The sequence below is a fragment of the Streptomyces sp. NPDC002467 genome (assembly GCF_042889825.1).
Taxonomy (GTDB): domain Bacteria; phylum Actinomycetota; class Actinomycetes; order Streptomycetales; family Streptomycetaceae; genus Streptomyces.
Genome location: NZ_JBIARJ010000001.1, coordinates 614,132 through 633,489, shown reverse-complemented (window position 1 = coordinate 633,489; position 19,358 = coordinate 614,132). Strand labels below are relative to the sequence as shown.

The following is a 19,358-nucleotide window of genomic DNA, read 5'->3' as shown; positions in this document are numbered from 1 at the left end:
GGGGGCTGCACTGCGTTGCGGGTGGAGCGGATGTACCCGGCTCCCTGCGACCCCGCCCGTACGGCCGCAGGCCGGACGGGCGGGGGAGGCAACCGCCGCGGCATGCGCGGCAGATCAGGCGACGCGATGGGCAACGCCGCAACGCTGGTCCAGCGCAGCTGCGGCCAAGGGTCTTAAGCGGATCACTTCGAACCTCCAGAAACGGACGGGCACAGGGCACTCACTGCAAGGGGGAACTCGTCCCCACACGCCGGCCGTTGCTCGCGGTCACCGGGCCACCTCGCCAGTCGGGCCGAAGCCCTGTCCCCTGGCCTTTAGCGGGATTGCAGCGTCCCCGCCCTCAGCTGTGAGCCCACGTTGTTCCGGGCCCCTTGCCTTGCGCACACAGCTCGTTGCAGGCATCCATGCAGGTCAGCGCGAAGTAGCCGCACTCGAAGCATGAGATACATGCTTGAACGTGTATCTCACAGTGGCGGTTCTGGTTGAGGCTGTCAAGCTCTGCGCCTCAGCCAGTCCGCCTTGCGATGTGTCATCAGAGTGCCGTCGAAGGGTGGGACGAAGTCACCGCGTCCCTGGACGACTTGGGACGTCCTCGATAGCGTTCTGATGGGCGAACGCGTCCCTAGACGTCCCTGGGGGTCGGATGGCGAACGAGCGGTTAAGGTCCGCGATGCTGACGCGAGGCGTCACGGCGGATTCCCTGGCGGAGCATCTTGGGGTCGATCCCAAGACTGTGGAGCGCTGGATCACAAAGGGCCGGGCGCCCTACAGGCGGCACCGACTCGCCATCTCGGCCTTCCTGCGGGAAGACGAGGGGTATCTCTGGCCGCATGGCCTGCCAGAGGGGCAGCGTAAGGACGCTGCCGACGCCGAGGTCTTGAAGGTCTATCCGCACCGCTCGTACGTGCCGGCGGACCTGTGGCTCCAGCTGTTTGGGCGGGCCGAACGCGAGATTGGCGTGCTGGTCCACGCGGGTGTATTTCTCGCCGAGAATCCTCGCTGGACTCAGTTGCTCAGGTCGAAAGCAGCTGGCGGTGTCCGGGCCCGGATCCTGCTTGGCGACCCGGAAAGCCCGGAGATCCGGCGCCGGGGCGAGGAAGAGGAAATCGGCGAGGGAGTGGCCTACAAGGTACGGGAGGTGATGAAGCTCTATCGCCCCCTCTATCCGGTTCCGGGGATCGAGTTCCGCACTCACCGGTCGACGCTGCACAACTCGCTCTACTGGTCGGATGACGAGTGGCTGGTGAATACGCAGGTGTACGGGGTGAGCGCACCCCTGACACCGGTCCTCCACCTGCGGAAGGTCGCTGGTGCTGAGCTGGTCTCCACGTATCAGCAAAGCTTCGAGAAGGTTTGGTCCGAAGCTGTCCCGATTGAAGGGTGAGCATGAGCCGCCGCACTGATTACTTCAACGATCCCAACGCGCCCAAAGCCAACAGCATCGTGCCCGCGGTGACGGCATTCGTCGTCAACGATGCGGGCGATGTGCTGCTGGAGCGGCGTTCAGACAACGGCCGTTGGGGCATGCCGGGCGGTGTTCAGGAGGTCGGAGAGAACATCGCGGGAACGGTGGTCCGGGAGGTCCTTGAAGAAACCGGGATCCAGGTGGAGGTCGTCAGCCTGGTGGGCATCTTCAGCGACCCAGGGCACGTCATCGCGTTTGCGGACGGCGAGGTACGCCAGGAGTTCTCGCTCTGCTTCCGGGCCCGGCCGGTCAGCGGTGAAATCAGGGTGAGTGCGGAATCCCTGGAGGTGCGGTGGATCCCTCGGGCCGAAGTCGAGTCCCTCGACGTCTCGCCCACTACCCGCCAGCGGCTGGAGGAAGGCTTCCGCGACTCGCCGGATCCGCGAATCAGCTGAGCTTGGCCTGCTCGGTCTCGACGCTGCGCTGGCGCACCCGAGCCACGCGGGCCAGCAGTTCCGGTCGAGCCGCGGAGACGGCCCGGAACACGACGTGATCGGGGCCGTACCGGTCCAGTACCTCGGTCAACCGATCGGCTGGATCCACGAGTGCGCCTACGGGGCTGCTGGTCAGATCGCAGTAGGTGATCGCGTCCACGAGATCAGGATCTGCGGGGCCGAACTCCGCCAGGGCACCGTCCAACCCCAGCTCGGATGCTTCCCACGGGGAAGACGTGTGGAAGGCCACGATGCTGCACAGCCGAGGGTCGGCACCCACCACGTCACGCAGGTAGCGCGCGCCATCGATCATGTGCTGCCCGGTGTCCACGGCCGCCCGTGCGTACCCGACGTCGTGCGCGATGGCTGCTGCGGCCAATAGCTCTGCCTCCTCACCCAGAGCCGGAGCCAACGTCAGGGCCTGCGAGTAGACGCGCTGTGAATGAGCCCACCGCTTTGGCAGGCTCTCGGCGAGCAAGGACTCCGCGAGGTCGTGAGCCCACTTGGCCAACTGCATGTAAGTGCCTCCAACGCTGTCGAGAGTTAGGACGTTGGGCTCACGAACCGCCCGACGCCGTGCCGAGCTTGAACGTGCCCTGCGCCTTCCAGTTCGTGCACGGCACGACGGACGGTTCCCCGGGCGACTCCGTAGGTCTCGGCCAGTTCTGCCTCGCTTGGGAGCTGAGCGCCGGCGGGCAGGTCACCTGTCCGAATGCGCTCCAAGAGGTCCGTCATGATCCGCTTGTACGGCGCCATCTGTGCACCACTGCCAGTCTGGCGGCCGACCCCGGCGACGGTGGTCACGTCGCCGGTCTCCTCTAGCGTGCGAAGCGCACGACGGACGGTCGTCCGTGCCACGCCGAACTCCCGGCCGATCTCCGCCTCGGACGGCAGGCCGTCGGGGTAGGCCCCCTCGGCGATCCTCGCCCGCAGGGCCTCCGAGATCGTCAAGTACGTCCCGCGGGGGCTGGGGTTCGTCACGCATTCCTCCTTCTTCCGCCACGTGGCGGGCGGTGCCTGGCCGCGTCGCGCTCCAGCTTCGCATGTTGCCGCCTAGGCGAAACAGGACCGAAGGAGCCGGTTGCTTTCCCAATGCGGCGCAGGAGCGGCATCGCGTGTGCATCCGTCCGCCGCGTCTGCGCCTTCCCCGAAGGCGGGCGGAGCAGGAGCATGCCGACGTCCAGATGCCCGACGCTGTGATCGGTGGTGACGCAATGACTGGCCCCAAGTGTGGATGGCGCACAGAGAAGAACAAACCGTGTAAGCGGGACGTGATGGGTCGAACGTCTCGCTGCTGGCAGCATCAGGGGAAGTGGTCCGCCCATGATGCGGAAGTCCGGAAGAAGAAGGCAGCCGCAGAGAAGCTGAAGAAGTTGGGACGCCGATAGCGGAAGGCCGGGCCGCCTGTGGGCCGTGCAGAGGTAGCCAAGGACCACTAAGAACGAACGACAACGACCACGATGGCCCCGGCGCTCGCGAGCACCGGGGCCATCGTTTCGGCTGCTAGACCCAGGTTTCGAGCCGCCTCCGTCGTACCGATCTGCTAAAGATCCATGCTTGATGCCGGGCAGTAGCAGTCGCCCGTACGACTCGCGTGCTGAAGCTTGCGGGCGATCAAGTCATCTAGGCGGATCCGCCCCTCAAGCACGCAGAACAAATCGGGGCCGTCCATCGTGATGAACGATGTCCCACGTTTGAAAATATCCCTGCCGCCTGCGGAGAAGCCGTTCACGCTGACCAGCAGCCCCAGAGCGTTCTTTCCTTTGCGCTTGACCTTGCCGTCGAAGTTGGTCATGTGTTCTGCCTCGACAGTGGTGGCTAGCCACTTGGCTTCCACAATGTAGTGGTTGGTCTCGTGGTAGATCGCACCGTCGATCTGCTCGCCCTTCAGCTTGTACGCGAGGGTCGGCTCAAGATCAAACAAGGTGAACAGGCGATGCAGGAAGGGCTCGAACTCAAGGCCCGCCTGCTGCCGATTCTCCATACCACTCAACCTCAGGAACTCCTGAGTGAGCTCTCGCAGCACCTCCGCGAAGTCGCGAGTCTTGGTTACCTGCTCTCGACGAGCCTCCAACTCCGCGGAGAACCGGTCCCGCTCCTCGGCAATATCGGCGTGCCGGCTCACCCACTTGGCCAAGCTGGCTACTGCCGCGCGCGCCCGCGCGAGATGGTCCTCAGCATCGACCTGCTTGGTCAGGTTCGGAAACTCATCCATACGGGAGATGTCCGTCATCATCTCCACCGCGAGCTCTCGGTAGCGATCTTCATGCGCCATGAGCAGGTTGACGAGCTGGGCCGACGTCTCACGCTTCGTGGTCGTGAAGTTCAGACGGGCAAAGAGCTCTGGGTGGTCGCGAAGCCGACGCCGGACGTCATCCTGGTACTCACGCTTGTTCCAGTTGATCGTGGTCAATGCCTCAGTCAAGGCCCCGTAGGCGTCTGGGCGGATCTTCTTCACCACGATCGGCTTCTCAGCAGTCACGGCCCGCCCTCTCCCACACCCGTAGGCCCCTCCACTTGGATCACCAATCATTGCCGCGCCAGGTCAGCTCCGTCTCAGTTTCCGTCTCATTCACCTCGGTGCATGGCCGTTCACCAGCGTCCACGCTGCGGCCCTCGCCACCTCGGCGCACGCCCATGAACACAGGCGAACCAGCCCGGATGCAGCTCTGACCTGGGCAAACAGACTTGGAAAGCGTGTTGGGGGCAACCCCTCACGAGTTCGAATCTCGTATCCTCCGCCAGTGCCTCACCGGGCACGTTGTCGAAGGGCCCCGCTGCTTGCAGCGGGGCCCTTCGACGTTGGACGAGTGAAGCCCGGTCTTCGGCGACCCGCCCAGTGACCAGCCGGCAGCCGGTCGAGATCGCGCTTGCTCACAGGCCTCCTTCTTCCATCGTCCCGATGCTCCCGATGCTCCCGATCATTGCCGGCGTCCATCCGACGCAAGCTGGGCAGCTGGGCGACATGGGCGCCCGATGCTTGCGCATCGCCACTCGAAGTCTGCTGGCAGCCACCCTCGCCCGAGTAGACGAGGGTGAGCCGGGAACGCCGTAACAGCAGCGACGACGAAGATGAGCGATGCCCATGGCGTATGTACACGGATCGTCGAGTGTTGCCCGCGGGTGTCGACGAAACTCGTCTGGAACACATCCGGGGCTACGAGATCGATCGTGCCGAGTGCCCTCCAGTCGAGGTCAAGCTCAGCCACCGGATGGGCGAAGAACAACCTCCGCAGGGTGATGGTCAACTCCCCCGCGCCGTCCAGCACCCACCGCGGTTGTGCGTCGCGCTCCGCTTGACGACGCCGAGAGGAGTTGCCGAGCGCGGAACCCAGCAAACTGCCGATGACGAAGGCCGGACTACCGGCCGCGACCACGTTGCTGTGTTGGTATCTCCCGTTCCCCAAGGCTCGCCAGGTCGAACGCTGCCCGGGCCCGACGGCAAGGGCGCGGTCTCCCTGAACGAGCCGGGCGGTCGTGGCGACGAGTGGGCGGTCGGCCATTCGGCCTTCGAGGAGATCGGCGAGGATGTCGCACGTGTGCCACAGGTACTCGTCCAACGCACCCCAGGGTGGCCCTTGTGCGTTCTTCGGCGGCGGCGCGAAAGGATTGGCCACTGTTACCCCGGCGTATCTGTCAGAGGTCTCGATCGACTGCGTAGCGCGATCAAGCCTAGTCAGACAGCGCAGCGAGCAGGGAGCCGTTCAACTGTTGACCGGTTTCGTTCGCTCGGGCTGCCGGATGAGGGGCAGGCACTGACCTCGCAAACCGAACACGCCTGCGCCATAAGGGTGTTGCCGTGACAGTATGCTGCCCCGGTTCTGGCGCGGAGGGCAGGACTCGTCGCCCTGAACCTCGAACGGTGTAAGGGGGCTCAATGCAGCAGCTGTACGTCGTCGGCTTCGAGGTAGGCGTGGCGGGTGAGGGTGGCGCCCCAGCCGCCTTCGATCGACTCCTGTCGCATATGGAAGAACACCTCGACCCAGGATCGACCGGGCTGTCAGCCACGGATCTCATGGTCCACAGCGGCCAGATCACGGTACCCGGACACGGCCCTGGCAGACCCGACCAGCAGGTGACCTGGTCCCCTGTCACTGTCAGCAACGATGTGCGGGCCTTGCGGATGGAAATCGAACAGGACCTGCCTCGAGGCGGCCGGTTCGTATGTCAGCTGACTGCATCCCAATACGACGAGAAGACCCGCTTCCGTGTCGCAATGGGGCGGAAGAGTGGTGGCGTGCTCGCGCCTGCGACAGTGGAGGACCTGAAACCGCCTCGCGCGCTCAACAGGATCATGGCTGATCCCGAACTCCATCGCACGGAGGATTCCGACAAGATCGCCGCAGCCGCGACACCGGTCCTCGCCGCTCAGGTTCCCGCGGTACTGGAGCGCCTGGGCAGCCCACGGAGGCGGCTTCCAGTCCTCGCCGTCTCATCAATCCGCATGATGGGGCCTTCGGATGCCTTCGCGCGCAAAGCCGCACGCCGTCTTGCAGGTCTAGCCCATGTGGTGGTGGTTTCGGGTTGGCTGGCCTTCGATTCCTTCAACACAGGCGTGGACCGAAGCCTGCTGCCCAGGGACGGCGCACGTCTGTACTGGCCCACGCTGGAAGCCCGCAATCCCTGGTGGGGACCGAGCGAACTCTGCGGCGACCATGAAGCGCTCCTGCGCACGATGATGCGGCTTCTCGCCCCTCTCAGCGTTGTCGCACGGGGCAGGGACCGCCACTGGGACGCAGTCCGGTCAGCCGAGACGAACTCCATCCTCGAAAGCCTGGCAGGGGAAGCCGAGACCGAACAGATCGTGCTCCTGAAGGCAAAGCTGGCGGAGGAGCGGAGTCAGATCCTCAAACTTCTCGCGGAAAACGAGGTGCTTGAGAGCAAGGTCGGAAGACTGGAGATCGACGTTGCCAACCTGGAGGCCCGCCTCGACGCCGAGGCGGCGCCTTCGCCTGCTGAGCCGGCCGAGGTGGCAGCACAGCACCTGGCCTCCGTCAGCCGCGACTTCTCCAGTGACTGGGACCGGTGGACCCAGGAATCCGGGGGAGCGCTCGTCTTCACACCAAACGCAAAGACACAGTGGCGCAAATGTTCGTACAAGGACTTCGAGCGTATGAGGGAGGCACTGGACTCGCTGGCCGCTCTCGCCAAGGCGTGGAGGGGAAAGAAGAGCAAGGTCGGTGAATCCTTGGTCTCCTGGATCGGCAACCAAACCGCCTTGACCTATGCGCCTGAAGACGAACCTCTGCGGATCAGGGGGCTGCACGAGTTCACCTTCGACAAGAGGACCTGGGATCGGCAGCCCCACATCAAGCTCGATGACCACACCAGCAAGGACCGGGTGGGCCGCATCTACTTCGCGATCGACGGCGAGGCATACCGCTGGATCGTCGATCACGTCGGGCTGAAGTTGTACGGCCTGTCCTGACCTGGCCGGCCGGTTCGAATCTCGTATCCTCCGCACTCGCCCGCAAGGGCAAACGAAGGACCCGACCGCACAGCGGTCGGGTCCTTCGTCGTTCCGTGGTCCCGTCCCTCCGCCCACCCGTTCGTGCGGCACCACTACGATCGCCCGTCATGGACTGGCTGGAGCGGACCGCGACGTTGAGGCAGTGGGCCCGGGGCGGGGCTCGTGCCCCGCACAAGCCGTTGCTGCTCCTCTACGCCCTCGGCCGGTTCCGGCAGGACCCCGAAGGCGAGTTGGTCTACAGCGCGGTCGAGGAGGACCTGCAGCGGCTGCTGACCGAGTACGGGCCGCCCAACAGGACGACGCCCGCCTATCCGTTCCACCACCTGGTCGGCGACGGGGTGTGGGAGGTGCGCACCGACCGCGGAGCGGGCAGTCCCGGGAGCGGGGTGCGGGAGCTGCGGGCGGCGGGGGCCTCGGGGCGGCTGGTGCCGGAGCTGCGGGTGGCCCTGCGGCGGGAGCCGTCACTGCTCGGCCGGATGGTGCGCGTACTGCTGGACCTGCACTTTCCGCCTTCCCTCCACGGCGAACTGTGCGAGTCGATCGGCCTGGAGCCGGAGCCGGAGGAGGCCGGGCGGCTCGTGCCCGCGCGCAGGCGGCGGGACCGCCGGATGCGGGAGCTCGTGCTCACGGCCTACGAGTACCAGTGCGCCTTCTGCGGCTACGACGGGCGGATCGGGTCCGTGCCCGTCGGGCTGGAGGCCGCGCACGTGCGCTGGTGGGCGTTCGGCGGTCCCGACGAGGTCGACAACGGCCTGTGCCTGTGCTCGCTGCACCACAAGCTGTTCGACAAGGGCGTCCTCGGCGTCGGCGACGGCCACCGCATCCTGGTGTCGCAGCGCTTCGTCGGGCGCGGCGCCGCCGCTCGCGACCACGTCACGGCCCTGGCGGGCCGGCCCGTCACAGGCCCTCAACCGGGCGTCAGCCCCGTCGCGGCGGCCCATCGCTCCTGGCACGCCGACCAGGTGTTCCACGGCGCCCCGCGTCCCGCCGCACCGGACGTCAGCGGCGCCTGAGCGCTTCCTGTGAGGCGACGTACTTCAGCATCAGGCGGGCCAGGTCGAGGCGGTCCCGCTCCGACCAGTCGGCGGTGATGTAGTCGTAGGCCGCGCGCTGGTGGCGGCGGAAGCGGGCCATCAACTCCTCGCCCTCGGGGCTGAGGTGGAGGACCGTGCGGCGGCCGTCCCGCTGGGAGGCGGCGCGGATCAGGTAGCCGGCGGAGATGCAGTCGGACACCATGCGGCTGGCCACGGAGGGGTCGGCGCCCAGGTGTGCGGCCACGCCGCCGACGGTGACCTCGCGGGCTTCGCCGCCTTCACCCTCCGCGGCCCCGGCCTCCAGGACCACGTTGAGGACCAGGGTGCGGCTGAGGTCCTTCTGGGAGATCGGGTTCTCGACCTCCAGGAGCGAGGAGCGTCGCAGCTTCCCGAACGCCGGGCCGACGGCGTTCAGCAGCTCTTCCGCCGTTTCCGGCTCGTGCTTCGTCATGGCCGCAGCCTACCCATGTGACCTCTTGAAGACATGTGTTGACGTGAAAACGTGTGCATGCAAGCATGCATATGTCCGCAAGCAACGAAACGTCTTGGAGGTTTTCATGACCGTCCTCATCACCGGCGCCCGCGGCAAGGTCGGCCGGGCCGTCCTCGACCGGCTGCACGCCGCCGGTCTCGCCGTCCGCGCCGCCAGCGCCGACCCCGCCGGGCCGACCGTCCCCGACGGCGTCGAGGTGGTCCCGCTCGCCCTGGACCGCCCGGGACCCCCCGAGGAGTACGAAGCCGCGCTCCGCGGTGTCCGTCAGGTCTTCCTCTACCCGCAGCCCGCCGGCATCCACGAGCTGGTCAAGGCCGCCGAGGCCGCCGGCGTGGAGCACGTCGTCCTGCTCTCCTCGTCCTCCGTGACCGGCCCGGACGCCGAGAACGACCCGCTCTCGGGCCACAGCCTCAAGGTCGAGCGCGCCCTCGCCGACTCCGGCCTGACCCGCACCTTCCTGCGCCCGGACGCCTTCGCCGGCAACGCCCTCGCCTGGGCCCGGTCCATCGGCCGGTCCGAGCCCGTCCGGCTCGCCTACCCCGACGCGCACATCGCGCCCATCCACCCCGAGGACATCGCCGACATCGCCACCGAGGTGCTGACCGGCGGCCTCCCGACCGGCCGCCCCCTCACCCTCACCGGCCCCGAGTCGCTCACCTTCCGCGAGCAGCTCGCCGTCCTCTCCGACGTCGTCGGCCGCCCGATCCCCGTCGAGCACATCACCCGCGCCGAGGCCGAACGGCAGATGGGCGCCCACATGCCCGCCCCCATGGTCGGCTCGCTCCTCGACCTGTGGGAGGCCGCCTGCCACGGCCCCGCCGCCATCGCCGACACCACCGCCACCCTCCTCGGCCGCCCCGGGCGCACCTTCCGCCAGTGGGCCGAGGAGAACGCCGCCCACTTCTCCGGGCACTGAAACGCACGAATCCACCCGAATCGACCCGGAACAGGAAACGGCATGAAGCCCATCGGCTACTGGCTCAACCGCACCGACCGGGCCCTCACCGGTCGCATGAACGCCGCCCTGGCCGACTTCGGCCTCACCCGGCTCGCCTGGCAGGTCCTGAACGTCGTCGCGGACGACCCGGGGGCCACCGAGGCCTCCGTACGGGACCTCCTCGCCGCCAACGCCACCGCCGACGCGCTGACCGAGGCCGTCGGAACCGTCGTCCGCGACGGCTGGGCGGTCCGCCCCGCGCCGGGCCGACTGGCCCTCACCGAGGACGGGCGCACCCGTCTGGCGGAGGTCGCCGAGCGGGTCGACGCCTTCCGGGCCCTGGCGACCCGGAACATCTCCGACGCGGAGTACCGCATCGCCGTCGGCGTGCTCGAACGCATGGCGCTTGACCTGGAGGGGCCCGCGCCTTCCGCGTAGGCGCGGCGTGGGCGCGGACGTCCGTACGGCCGTACGGACGCTCCGGCGTGCCGCCCCGACCCGCCCCGCCCAGCGTTCTCCCGAGCGGCGGCGGGAGGCTGCGGGAAGCGTCAGGAAGCGGGAGGCAGATGGAGTGGCTCGGGGACGACGTCTTCCGTCCCCATCCCGAGCTGCTGGTCTTCCTGACGATCGCCGTCGGGTTCCTGCTCGGCCGGCTGCGCTACCGCACCTTCACCCTCGGCGCCGTCACCGGCTGCCTCGTCGCCATCGTGGGCCTCAACGCCGGCCCCAGCTTCGTCCCCGGCCTGCGCGAGGCCGGCTGGCCACTGCTGCTCTGGGGCGCCCTGGTCACCACGATCCCGCTGGTCGCGGGCTTCGCATACGGCCACTTCGTCCAGCGGCTGCCCCTGCCGATCCTCCTCGGTGCCCTCGCGGGGGCCCAGACCACCACGGCCGCGCTCGGCGCCCTCGCGGAACGCGCCCGCAGCCGGATCCCCGCCCTGGGGACGACGCTCCCGTGCGCCCTCGGCAACGTCCTGCTGACGATGTGGGGCTCGGTGATCGTGCTCCTGCGCAGGTAGCGGGGGCGGAGCACGGGGGCCACTCGTCCGAGTGATCACCTCCCGCCGGCCTCGATCCCGGGCCGGACATCTCGCTATAAAAGGGCCCGTCACGTTGATCAACTGATGGGCTCTCACCATGCTGAAGGCCGCTCTGCGGGTCCTCGCCGCCGCCACGCTCGCCTCCTCCGCCGCCGCCCTCGCGTCGCCCGCCGCCCTCGCGTCGCCCGCCACGGCCGTGCCCGCCGCGCCCGTGCGCTCGCTCCCGGCGCCCGCCCCCGACACCGGCCCCTGCGGCCCGGTCGCCGAGTTCGACGCGTGGGACTGGTTCAGCACGACCACCAACCCGTTCATCGCCCGCGCCGTCGAGGCCACGGCGAAGTCCGAGAACTGGCACTGGCGCGTCGACGACAACACCCTGTGGCGGGGCGACACCCGGGAGAACGTCGAGGAGCTCTTCCGCACCGGCTTCACCCCGCGCGGCGACCAGTTGACCCCGCTGGCCGAGTACATCGTCAAGGGCGGCGGCCAGACCAGCGCCCACCTCAGCACCAGCTGCGAGAAGTGGGTGGCCGAGAAGTTCGCCACCTACGGCAGTGCCAAGACGGGCTGGGTGTACGAGATCGAGGCGCCCGGCGGCATCGACGTGAACTCCACCGCCTGGGCCAACGACTACAGCTCCCCGTACCTGTGGAACAAGGAGATCGACTTCCCCGGCGGGGTCGAGGGCCGGTTCATCAAGCAGGCCTGCAAGATCCACCTGACCGGCACCGACCCGGTGACCAAGGTCAACACGTACGAAAAGCTCGGTTGCAAGGACAACCGGGGCTTCGCGCCGTTCCGCGCGGAGGGCCGGCCGGCGGCGCTCGGCCGCTGAGGCCGGGCGCCGGGGCCACCACCCCGGGGGCCGCGTGCGCGATCGGTCTCCCGGGGCGGGCTCACCCGCAGCGCAGGGCCGCGTACAGGTCCAGTTTGTGGTCCAGCCGGGAGAGGTCACGGCCCGTCAGGGACTCCACCCGCTCGATCCGGTAGTGCACGGTGTTCACGTGCAGGTGCATCGCCTCCGCCGTGCGCGCCCACGAGCAGTTGTTCGCCAGGAAGACCTCCAGGGTCTCGCGGAGCATCCCGTCGCCGAGTTCGCCCAGCGTCCGGCTCGCGAACAGCGTCCGCACCTCCGTCGGCACCCCGGCGAGGAGTTCGCCGAGGGTGTCCAACTGCTCCGTCCCGCGCACCGGAACCGTCGCGTCCGCCGCGGTCAGGGCGAAGCGGGCCTGGATCAGCGACGCGCGTAGCGCCTCCGCCCCGGTGGCCGGCGCCCCCACGCCCAGGTGCAGTTCGGTCTCCGGCGGCGCGCAGGCCCGCAGCAGCGGCCACACCGCGCGCAGCCCGCTCACGAGGTCCGTCCCCGCGCCCGGGTCCTCGTACAGCACGGCGACCGAGCGGCCCACCGCGTACGGGACCCCGCCCAGGTGCTCCAGGGCCTCGGCCAGGGCGTCGCCGGAGGTCGTCGCCAGCACGCGGTACGGGCCGCCGGGCGGCAGGCCGGCCGCGGCGAGCGCCTCTTCCAGCGCGGCCGGTTCCGGGGCCGGTTCGGCGGAGAGCAGCCCGGCCAGCTCCTCGCCCACCGCGCGGCGCGCCTCGTCCGTGCGGCGCCGGCCGTCGCGGTGGCGGGCCAGCACCTCGGCGATCTCGTGGAGCACGCGCGGCGGCGCCGCGTCCGGGTCGGGTACGTGCAGCTGCCAGGCGTCGTACGGGCTGCTCTCCGCCTCGACCCGCAGCCAGAGCCCCGCCCGCGCGCCCGAGGCCACCGCCCGCCGTGCGGGGATCGCGGGCGCGGAGGGCGTACGGGCCACCGTGCGCCCGCTCGCGGTGAGCAGGTAGCCGCTCACCCGGCCCAGGTACCCGCAGGCCCGTTCGAGCAGCTCCGCCGGGCCGGCGCCGCTCTCGACGAGGCGGCTGAGGTCGCCGCGCACGTTCTCGGGCAGCGCGAAGACCGGGTTGCGGGTCGGGCGGCGGCTGAGGTCGCCCCACTGGCGCAGGTACACCGCCTCGGTCACCGCCCGGAAGCTGGTCTGCGCGGGGACGGCCACGATGGGCACCCTGCGGGCCCGGCAGGCGGCGACGACCTCCTCGGGGACCCGCCCGTGGGTCTCCTCGCCCGCGAGCAGGGCGCTGGCTCCGGCGTCGGCGAGGGCCCCGACGAAACGATCCGCCTTCGCCTGCTCGCCGTCGGCCCACCAGACCAGCCCGCTGAGGACGAGGTCCCCGGGCCCCAGGAAGCGGCCCGGGTCCTCCAGGTCGGTCGAGGTGACCCCGCTGACCTCGTGGCCGAGAAGGGTGTCCTCGCCCCAGAGCAGGGTGAGGCCGAGATCGTCGGACTGGAGCAGGTCGAGGACGTGCATGACAGGGACTCCTTGCGGTGGACGGTGATCCACATTCGCCAGGTGAATACGGGGACTCTCATCGTAAATGCAAGGTGATCCTTGCAATCAGCCTCTTGGATGATTATCCATGGAGAACTCTCCCGGACCCCTTCGATTCCGTGCCCGGGACCAGTCGTCCCGCCCCCGATTGCGTTGCTTCACTGGCGAAAGACGCCCGGAATCGGGAACGCTCGGGAAGGGTCGGTGGCGCGAAATGGATCTGAACACGGTGCTCGACGTACGTGACGGACGCCGCCGCGAGCCCTGGCGCCCCGGCGACGCCTGGCTCGGCGGGGGCACGTACCTCTTCTCCGAGCCGCAGCCGCACATCCGCCGGCTCGTCGACCTCTCCCGGATGGGCTGGCCGCCCCTGACCTGGCAGCCCGACGGCTCCCTCGACATCGCCGCGACCTGCACCATCACCGAGCTCTCCCGCTTCGGCCGCAGCCTGTCCGCCCCCGCCGCCCCACTGATCGAGCAGTGCTGCCGGGCCTTCCTGGCCAGCTTCAAGATCTGGAACATAGCGACCGTCGGCGGCAACCTCTGCAACGGCCTGCCCGCCGGCCCGATCATCTCCCTCGCCGCCGGCCTCGACGGCACCGTCCTGCTCCAAGGACAGGACGGCGCCACCCGCCGCCTCGCCGTCACCGAGTTCATCCGCGGCGCGGGCGTGAAGGACCTGCGCGAGGGCGAACTGCTGCGCTCGGTCCGCATCCCGGCGCGCTCGCTGGAGTGCCGTACGGCCTTCCGCCAGGCCTCCCTCTACGGACTGGGCCGCTCCGCCGCCCTGATCATCGGCGCGGCGGACCCCCAGGACGGCTCCTTCACCCTCACCGTCACGGCCGCCACCATCCGCCCCTTCCGCTTCTGGTTCCCCTTGTGGCCGACCGCCGGCGAGCTGCGGGCCGCGATCGACGACACCGTCCGCCCCGACGAGTGGTTCGACGACATCCACGGGGCACCCGCCTGGCGGCGCCACATGGCCCTGCACCTCGCGGAGCAGATCCGCGTCGAACTCACCCGACCCACCCGGCACACCCGGCTCACCCTGGAGGAGGCTTCCTGATGAGCTACGAGATCGAGATCAACAAGCGGCGCTTCCAGGACGAGCCGCGCGCCGGCCAGTGCCTGCGCACCTACGTCCGCGAGCGAGGCTGGTTCGGCGTGAAGAAGGGCTGCGACCAGGGCGACTGCGGCGCCTGCACCGTCCACGTCGACGGACAGCCCGTGCACTCCTGCCTCTACCCGGCCGTCCGCGCCGAGGGCCGCTCGGTCACCACCCTGGAGGGCCTGGCCCACCCCGACGGCGAACTCCACCCGGTGCAGCGCAGGTTCCTGGAGGCGCAGGGCTTCCAGTGCGGCTTCTGCACCAACGGGTTCGTCATGACCACCGCCGCGCTGGAGGCAGAGAAGGGCACCCCCCACTGCGACGGCAAGCTCGACGACCTCGCGCGCGCCTTCAAGGGCAACATCTGCCGCTGCACCGGCTACCGCGCCATCGAGGACGCCGTACGCGGCGTGAAGCACGTCGAGGAACCCGAGGCGGGCAAGGCCGTCGGCCGCAACCTGGGCGCGCCCGCCGCACCCCAGGTGGTCACCGGCACCGCCCGCTACACCTTCGACATCGAAGTGCCCGGGCTGCTGCACATGAAGCTGCTGCGCTCCCCGCACCCGCACGCCCGGATCACCGCGATCGACACCTCCGAGGCCCTGGCCGTCCCGGGGGTGCGGGCCGTGTTCACCCACGAGGACGTCCCCGACGTCCTCTACTCCAGCGCCCGCCACGAGCACCCCCACGAGGACCCGGACGACACCCGCCTGCTGGACGACGTCGTCCGCTTCATCGGGCAGCGCGTGGCCGCCGTCGTCGCCGACAGCGAGGGGGCCGCGGAGGAGGGCTGCCGCCGCGTCCGGGTCACGTACGAGGAACTCCCCTACGTCATCGACCCGGAGGAGGCCATGGCCCCCGGCGCGCCCGTCATCCACGCGGGCAAGGGACCGGAGGCCCGTATCGCCCGCGTCGAGAACAACGTGGCCGGCGAGGTGCACGGCGAGATCGGCGACGTGGAGCAGGGCTTCGCCGAGGCAGCCGTCGTCTACGAGGAGACGTTCCGGACGCAGCGCGTCCAGCACGCCAGCCTGGAGACCCACGGCTGCGTCGCCTACTTCGAGCCGAAGGAGGACGGCACCGGCGAGCGCATCACCGTACGGTCCTCCACCCAGACCCCGTTCCTGACCCGGCGGGCCCTGTGCGCCCTGTACGGGATGAGCGAGGACGACGTGCGGGTGGTCGCGGGCCGGGTCGGCGGCGGCTTCGGCGGCAAGCAGGAGATGTTCACCGAGGACATCGTGGTGCTGGCCGCGCTGAAGCTGCGCCGCCCGGTGAAGCTGGAGTTCACCCGCGCCGAGCAGTTCTACGGCGCCGGCACCCGACACCCGTTCACCGTCCGGATCAAGCTGGGCGCCCGCGCCGACGGCAGGCTCACCGCCATCTCCATGCGGATCGTGTCCAACACCGGCGCGTACGGGAACCACGGCCCGGGCGTGATGTACCACAGCGCCGGAGAGTCCTTCGTCATCTACAACGCCCCGCACAAGAAGGTCGAGGCGTACTCCGTCTACACCAACGTCGTCCCGTCGGGCGCCTTCCGCGGCTACGGACTCGGCCAGACCACCTTCGCCCTCGAATCGGCGATGGACGAGGTCGCGCGGCGCCTCGGCATGGACCCGCTGGAGTTCCGCGAGAAGAACATCATCGGGCCGCTCGACCACATGCACACCCCGATCGGCCACGACGACGACCTGTTCATCGCCAGCTACGGCCTGGCCGAGTGCCTCGCCGTGGTGCGCAAGGCCATCGCCGAGGACACCAGCCACGAGGACGTGCCCCCGGGCTGGGTGACCGGCCAGGGCACCGCCGTGTCGATGATCGCCACGAGCCCCCCGCGCGGCCACTACGCCGACGCGACCGTCACCCTGCTCCAGGACGGTACGTACGACATCGCCGTCGGCACCGCCGAGTTCGGCAACGGCACCACCACCGTCCACAAGCAGCTCGCCGGGGACATGCTGAACACCACGGCCGACCGGCTGACCGTCCGCCAGGCCGACACCGACGTGGTCCGGCACGACACCGGCGCCTTCGGATCGGCCGGCACCGTGGTGGCGGGCAAGGCGGTGATGCTCGCCGCGACCTCGCTCGCCGAGCGCATGAAGACCTTCGCCTCCGCGCACACGGGCGTCGCCCGGCACCTGTGCGTGCTCGGCCCCGAGTCCTTCGACTGCGCGGGCCGGACCGTCACCCTCAAGGAGCTGTACGAGGCCGCCCACGCCAAGGGGAGGGCGAGCGAGATCGGCGCCGAGGGGCACTTCGGCGGCACTCCGCGCTCGGTGGCCTTCAACGCCCAGTGGTTCCGGCTGGCCGTGGACCCCGACACCGGCGAGATGAAGATCCTGCGCAGCGTGCACTCGGCGGACGCCGGCAAGGTGATGAACCCGATGCAGTGCCTCGGCCAGGTGGAGGGCGGCGTCGCACAGGCCCTGGGCGCCACCCTCTTCGAGACCGTACGGATCGACGAGCGCGGAGAGGTCACGACGGCCGCCTTCCGCCGCTACCGGCTCCCGCAGTACGCGGACGTCCCGCGCACCGAGGTCCACTTCACGGAGACCTCGGACTCGATCGGGCCGCTGGGCGCGAAGTCGATGAGCGAGAGCCCGTTCAACCCGGTGGGGCCGGCGTTCGCCAATGCGCTGCGTGACGCGACGGGGGTCCGGTTCACGGAGATGCCGGTGCTCCGCGACGTGGTGTGGCAGAGGATGGAGGATGCGAAAATGCAAGGTGCGAATGACTGAAACACGCGCAGTTGCGACTTGTATCAACCCATCAACATCGCATATGGGGTTCTGGGTGAGGGCGTGCCGGGCATGACGTACCCATGGCCAAACTCATCCTGCACGGCGATCTGGACCACCCGGCGACCCTCAGCGTCGCCGACCTGCGTGAATGGCGTCAGCACCGCGCGGCGGTCACGTTCGACTGCGCGACGAACGGGCCTCAGCACCACGTGTTCGAGGGCGCGCTGCTCCACGACGTGATCCTGGACGCGGGCCCGGCCTTCGACGCGCGGCGGCGCAAGGACCGGAGCCGCTTCATGCTGGCGATCAGCGGCGGGGACGGGCACCACAGCGTGCTGTCCTGGGCCGAACTGGACGCCGACTTCGCCGACGGTCCGGTCCTGCTGGCCACCCGGCTCGACGGGGAGGACCTCGATGGACCGGGCTGCCAGCTGGTGGTCCCGACGGACCGGTGCGGGGCGCGCTACGTCAGCGCGGTCACCCACGTCTGGTTCGGCGCGCTCTCCCCGCCGAACCTGGGCGCGTAGGCCGTCAGGCGGTCGCGAGCGAGATCTCGGTGGACTTGATCAGGACGGTGACGGACGACCCGGCGGCCAGCCCGAGCGCCTCGACGGCGTCGGCGGTGATGGCCGCGGTCAGGGAGCCGCCGTTCACGTCGACCTTCACGGACGCCATGGCGGGCCCGGCGGACACGTCCGTGACCGTCCCGGCGATCTGGTTGCGAATGGAGATCCCGTCCACCGGCGCGGTGGCGAGGGCGACTTCGGTGGCCTTGACGAGCGCCTTGACGGCGTCCCCCTCGGAGAGGCCGAGGTCCTTGACGGCGTCGACGGTGATGGCGGCGGTGACGTCCTGACCGCCGTCCAGCCGGACCTTGACCGTCGCCATGGCCTCACCTGCGGTGACGGCGGTGACGGTGCCGGCGATCTGATTGCGGATGCTCAGGCTCATGAGTGGTTCGACCTCTTACGTAGCGACTTCGTGCGGATCGGATGAGAACCGCACGAGTTCGACCGTATGCCCCTCCGCACCGACACGTATTCACTCCCTCTCATCCGCCAACCGGAACCACCCGGTCGGCTGGTGCCTGCCGTTGGACCCGCGCGGACCCCCGCCCCGGCCGCGAAAACCCGTACGTCCCGAACCGATCAGCGACTAGTCTCCCCGGCGTGAAACAGACCTGGGCACTCGTCGCGGTGTGGGCCGCGGTACTCGCGGGCACGGGCTGGCTGGCCTGGAAGGCCGTCGGCGTCCTGACCGACGACGACCTCGGCGCCCGGGAGCCCGTGTCCTGCGCCCAGGCCATGCACTTCGCGGACCGGCCCGGGCTGCCGACCGGCGCGCACGACGCGACGTGCGCGGCTCTGGCCTCGCGCGACACCTCCTACGACGTCGAATTCCGCATCGCGCGGGCCGACTTCGAGGCCTGGATGGCCACCGCCTACCCCGGCACCACTGTCGGCACGGACTGCCACCCCGACACCGTCGACGCCTGCGCCCACGTCAAGCTCGGCCCGGCGGCCGTCGGCGGGGCGATGGCGATCGACATCACCGCGCAGTACGAGGGCGACGGCAAGGCCGCCCTCGTGCACTTCCAGCCCTTCGACGTCTGACAGGAGCCCTCCCGTGACCCCGCCCCGCCTGGTCCCGCTGCTCGCCCAGTTCGACTTCGCCCGGACCCGCCTCGCCGACCGCCTGTCGGGGCCCGTCATGGACAGCGGCGACGGCACGGACACCAAGGTCGGGCCCATCACGGACGAGGAGTACCTCTGGGAGCCGGTCCCGGACTGCTGGTCCATACGACGGCACGCGGACGGGCCCGGCTCCCGCGCCGCGTTCCTCGCCGGCGCCGGCGACTGGGGGCGCGACGCCGCGGCGTACCCGCACCCGTGGCCGCCGCCGTTCACCACGATCGCGTGGCGCCTGAGCCACGTCACCGAGATGCTGACGCTCCGCGCCGACCACACGGCGGGCACCCGCACCCTGACCCGGGACGACTACCGGGCGAAGGGCACCGCCGCGGGGGCGGTGACCGGCTTCGACACCGCCGCCACGGCGTGGCACAACGCCCTGCTGAGCGTCGACGAGGCCGCGCTGGACACCGTCGGGTACTGCACGTACCCGCACGGCGGCGACGCGGAGGAGCCCTTCATCGAGATCGCATGGTGGGTCAACCAGGAACTCCTCCACCACGGAGCGGAGATCGCACTGCTCCGCGACCTGTACCGGTCCGGCCGGTGACGGGACCG

The 19,358-nt window shown here is 69.6% G+C and carries 20 protein-coding genes; 13 read left to right on the top strand and 7 right to left on the bottom strand.

Annotation, left to right across the window (positions count from 1 at the left end):
* The first annotated feature begins 643 nt into the window (after window positions 1-643).
* Together ACFYYJ_RS03015 and ACFYYJ_RS03010 are read left to right on the top strand one after the other, a co-directional pair.
* Window positions 644-1,384 carry a helix-turn-helix domain-containing protein gene (locus tag ACFYYJ_RS03015; RefSeq protein ID WP_389127949.1) on the top strand — a complete coding sequence of 247 codons (741 nt, stop codon included), beginning with the start codon at window positions 644-646 and terminating at the stop codon, window positions 1,382-1,384.
* A 2-nt stretch (window positions 1,385-1,386) separates the two neighbouring features.
* On the top strand, window positions 1,387-1,860 hold the full coding sequence (locus ACFYYJ_RS03010) for an NUDIX domain-containing protein (RefSeq protein WP_389127947.1): 474 nt from the start codon (window positions 1,387-1,389) through the stop codon (window positions 1,858-1,860).
* Here ACFYYJ_RS03010 and ACFYYJ_RS03005 read toward each other — a convergent pair.
* From ACFYYJ_RS03005 to ACFYYJ_RS02990, 4 genes are all read right to left on the bottom strand, one after another.
* Window positions 1,853-2,416, bottom strand: coding sequence for an HD domain-containing protein (locus tag ACFYYJ_RS03005; RefSeq protein ID WP_389127945.1), 564 nt, complete (start codon window positions 2,414-2,416; stop codon window positions 1,853-1,855). The two genes, ACFYYJ_RS03010 and ACFYYJ_RS03005, sit on opposite strands and share 8 nt — an antisense overlap.
* Before the next feature lie 26 nt (window positions 2,417-2,442).
* Complete coding sequence (locus ACFYYJ_RS03000) at window positions 2,443-2,880, bottom strand: GntR family transcriptional regulator (protein WP_389127944.1); 438 nt, start codon at window positions 2,878-2,880, stop codon at window positions 2,443-2,445.
* A 562-nt stretch (window positions 2,881-3,442) separates the two neighbouring features.
* Window positions 3,443-4,381 carry a restriction endonuclease gene (locus ACFYYJ_RS02995; RefSeq protein WP_389127942.1) on the bottom strand — a complete coding sequence of 313 codons (939 nt, stop codon included), beginning with the start codon at window positions 4,379-4,381 and terminating at the stop codon, window positions 3,443-3,445.
* A 439-nt stretch (window positions 4,382-4,820) separates the two neighbouring features.
* Entirely contained in the window at window positions 4,821-5,459 is a 639-nt protein-coding gene (locus tag ACFYYJ_RS02990) for a hypothetical protein (RefSeq protein WP_389127940.1), read from the bottom strand.
* A 317-nt stretch (window positions 5,460-5,776) separates the two neighbouring features.
* On the opposite strand from ACFYYJ_RS02990, the gene ACFYYJ_RS02985 reads away from it, so the two are divergent.
* Window positions 5,777-7,327 (top strand): hypothetical protein, encoded by a 1,551-nt coding sequence (locus tag ACFYYJ_RS02985; protein ID WP_389127938.1) that lies wholly within the window; start codon window positions 5,777-5,779, stop codon window positions 7,325-7,327.
* 149 nt (window positions 7,328-7,476) lie between these two features.
* Window positions 7,477-8,382 carry a phosphorothioated DNA-binding restriction endonuclease gene (locus ACFYYJ_RS02980; RefSeq protein WP_385357373.1) on the top strand — a complete coding sequence of 302 codons (906 nt, stop codon included), beginning with the start codon at window positions 7,477-7,479 and terminating at the stop codon, window positions 8,380-8,382.
* Here the strand turns inward: ACFYYJ_RS02980 and ACFYYJ_RS02975 are convergent.
* On the bottom strand, window positions 8,369-8,854 hold the full coding sequence (locus ACFYYJ_RS02975; protein WP_385125587.1) for a MarR family winged helix-turn-helix transcriptional regulator: 486 nt from the start codon (window positions 8,852-8,854) through the stop codon (window positions 8,369-8,371). The two genes, ACFYYJ_RS02980 and ACFYYJ_RS02975, sit on opposite strands and share 14 nt — an antisense overlap.
* Before the next feature lie 106 nt (window positions 8,855-8,960).
* On the opposite strand from ACFYYJ_RS02975, the gene ACFYYJ_RS02970 reads away from it, so the two are divergent.
* The 4 genes from ACFYYJ_RS02970 (at window position 8,961) to ACFYYJ_RS02955 (ending at window position 11,708) form a co-directional block, all read left to right on the top strand.
* The gene (locus ACFYYJ_RS02970; RefSeq protein WP_385357375.1) at window positions 8,961-9,812 is read left to right on the top strand and encodes an NAD(P)H-binding protein; all 852 of its coding nucleotides are present in this window, start codon (window positions 8,961-8,963) and stop codon (window positions 9,810-9,812) included.
* A 42-nt stretch (window positions 9,813-9,854) separates the two neighbouring features.
* Complete coding sequence (locus ACFYYJ_RS02965; protein WP_389127935.1) at window positions 9,855-10,271, top strand: MarR family winged helix-turn-helix transcriptional regulator; 417 nt, start codon at window positions 9,855-9,857, stop codon at window positions 10,269-10,271.
* Between the two features lie 128 nt (window positions 10,272-10,399).
* A complete protein-coding gene (locus ACFYYJ_RS02960) occupies window positions 10,400-10,852 on the top strand; it encodes a hypothetical protein (RefSeq protein ID WP_389127933.1) in 453 nt (150 codons plus the stop codon).
* 118 nt (window positions 10,853-10,970) lie between these two features.
* Window positions 10,971-11,708: a hypothetical protein gene (locus tag ACFYYJ_RS02955; RefSeq protein ID WP_389127931.1), complete on the top strand. Its 738-nt coding sequence runs from the start codon at window positions 10,971-10,973 to the stop codon at window positions 11,706-11,708.
* Between the two features lie 61 nt (window positions 11,709-11,769).
* On the opposite strand, the gene ACFYYJ_RS02950 is transcribed toward ACFYYJ_RS02955, so the two are convergent.
* Window positions 11,770-13,233 (bottom strand): PucR family transcriptional regulator, encoded by a 1,464-nt coding sequence (locus tag ACFYYJ_RS02950; RefSeq protein ID WP_389127929.1) that lies wholly within the window; start codon window positions 13,231-13,233, stop codon window positions 11,770-11,772.
* 235 nt (window positions 13,234-13,468) lie between these two features.
* Here ACFYYJ_RS02950 and ACFYYJ_RS02945 point away from each other — a divergent pair, with 235 nt between their 5' ends.
* From ACFYYJ_RS02945 to ACFYYJ_RS02935, 3 genes are all read left to right on the top strand, one after another.
* Entirely contained in the window at window positions 13,469-14,320 is an 852-nt protein-coding gene (locus ACFYYJ_RS02945; protein WP_389127927.1) for an FAD binding domain-containing protein, read from the top strand.
* Entirely contained in the window at window positions 14,320-17,106 is a 2,787-nt protein-coding gene (locus ACFYYJ_RS02940) for a molybdopterin-dependent oxidoreductase (protein WP_389127925.1), read from the top strand. Before ACFYYJ_RS02945 ends, ACFYYJ_RS02940 begins: the two co-directional genes overlap by 1 nt.
* Before the next feature lie 83 nt (window positions 17,107-17,189).
* Entirely contained in the window at window positions 17,190-17,636 is a 447-nt protein-coding gene (locus ACFYYJ_RS02935; RefSeq protein WP_385357391.1) for a molybdopterin-dependent oxidoreductase, read from the top strand.
* A gap of 4 nt (window positions 17,637-17,640) precedes the next feature.
* On the opposite strand, the gene ACFYYJ_RS02930 is transcribed toward ACFYYJ_RS02935, so the two are convergent.
* Complete coding sequence (locus ACFYYJ_RS02930; protein ID WP_385125597.1) at window positions 17,641-18,060, bottom strand: molybdopterin-binding protein; 420 nt, start codon at window positions 18,058-18,060, stop codon at window positions 17,641-17,643.
* A 218-nt stretch (window positions 18,061-18,278) separates the two neighbouring features.
* Here ACFYYJ_RS02930 and ACFYYJ_RS02925 point away from each other — a divergent pair, with 218 nt between their 5' ends.
* Both ACFYYJ_RS02925 and ACFYYJ_RS02920 read left to right on the top strand, forming a co-directional pair.
* Entirely contained in the window at window positions 18,279-18,722 is a 444-nt protein-coding gene (locus tag ACFYYJ_RS02925; RefSeq protein ID WP_389127922.1) for a hypothetical protein, read from the top strand.
* A gap of 13 nt (window positions 18,723-18,735) precedes the next feature.
* Window positions 18,736-19,350, top strand: a complete 615-nt coding sequence (locus ACFYYJ_RS02920; RefSeq protein WP_389127920.1) for a DinB family protein — start codon at window positions 18,736-18,738, stop codon at window positions 19,348-19,350.
* Window positions 19,351-19,358 lie beyond the last annotated feature (8 nt).